This window comes from Enterococcus sp. 3H8_DIV0648, from assembly GCF_002140655.1.
Classification (GTDB): domain Bacteria; phylum Bacillota; class Bacilli; order Lactobacillales; family Enterococcaceae; genus Enterococcus_A; species Enterococcus_A hulanensis.
The window spans coordinates 2,826,537-2,827,905 of sequence record NZ_NGLG01000001.1 but is presented as its reverse complement, the minus strand read 5'-3'; the positions used below and the strand labels follow the sequence as shown (position 1 = coordinate 2,827,905).

At 34.3% G+C, this 1,369-nt stretch carries 2 protein-coding genes; both read left to right on the top strand.

Annotation, left to right across the window (positions count from 1 at the left end; genetic code table 11):
• Positions 1-35: 35 nt before the first annotated feature.
• The gene (locus A5875_RS13015) at positions 36-926 is read left to right on the top strand and encodes a LysR family transcriptional regulator (RefSeq protein WP_088933988.1); all 891 of its coding nucleotides are present in this window, start codon (positions 36-38) and stop codon (positions 924-926) included.
• A 119-nt stretch (positions 927-1,045) separates the two neighbouring features.
• Positions 1,046-1,369: 16S rRNA (guanine(527)-N(7))-methyltransferase RsmG (locus tag A5875_RS13010; RefSeq protein ID WP_141108346.1), on the top strand; the 324-nt coding region annotated here is incomplete at its 3' end.

Below are 1,369 nucleotides of genomic sequence, written 5' to 3'. Positions count from 1 at the left end.
AATAAATGGATACTTTTTAGTGATGGGGTGAAAAAGTGAATTTGCGACAATTAGAATTTTTTGTGACATTAGCTCAAACAGAACATATGACACAAGCAGCGAAAGAATCCAATACATCTCAGCCTAATATCAGTCATGCAATGACGATGTTGGAACAAGAAATTGGAGTAACGCTGTTTGAAAAAAAAGGACGAAACATTCAATTGACTCGCCACGGACGGATTTTTTATGAATATGTTTCTCCGGCTTTGGCTGAAATCGAAAAAGGCCAACGTAAATTACAGGAGATGGTTGATCCTGATTCTGGTGAAATTCAATTTGGTTTTATTTTTACGATGGGAGCTAATTTAGCGCCAAAATTGACACAATCTTTCCATCAGAAAGGTCATCAGAAAATTAATTTTGAATTTCAACAAGGCAACTCCAACCAAATAATTCAAATGTTGCTTGATGATCGGATAGATATTGGGATTTGCTCAAAAGTGAGTAACGATTCTGAATTGATTTATCAAATTTTAACACAGGAAGAGATGGTGGTGGTAGTCCCATTGGCGCATCCCTTAGCAAAATATGACAGTATTTCTTTGCGAGAAACGACTAACTATCCATACGTTTATTATAGTAAGCAAAGTGGATTGCGTCCTTATTTAGATCAACAAATAAAAAGTCTGAAACTAGAGTTAGAGATTGTCTGTGAACTAGAAGAAGATCATAGTATTTTAGGTTTTGTCGGACAAAATTATGGGATAGCGATCATGCCCAATATCCCATCAATCAGTTCTTTTCCTGTAAAGAAATTGACTATTACCGATGACTTGGATGACCGAAATATTTATTTGGCTGTGAAAAAAAATAATTTAGAAATTCCAGTTTTGAAAAAGTTTTATGATTTTTGTCTAGAAAATACGAATAAAAAATGGGATTAAACCTTTCTTAATCTCTGTGTGAAACATACGTAAACCATTGCATGTAAGGCAATAATACGTTAAAGTATAGGATAGTCTGTGAAACATTTTGCTGTTTCACGAAAATGAAAGGATTTTTTATGACACCAGAAGAATTTCAAGTGGAATTAGGTAAGCAAGGGATTGAACTGTCAACCAGACAGATGGATCAATTTGCGACGTATTTTCATTTATTGGTTGAATGGAACCAAAAGATGAATCTCACTGCAATTACAGAGCATAAGGAAGTTTATTTGAAACATTTTTATGATTCGATTACATTAGCTTTCTCGGATACCTTCAAACCAGAAGGAAATCTGTGTGATGTAGGATCAGGTGCCGGTTTTCCTAGTTTGCCGTTAAAAATCGTTTTTCCAGAATTAGAGGTTACAATCGTCGATTCTTTGAATAAACGAATTACTTTT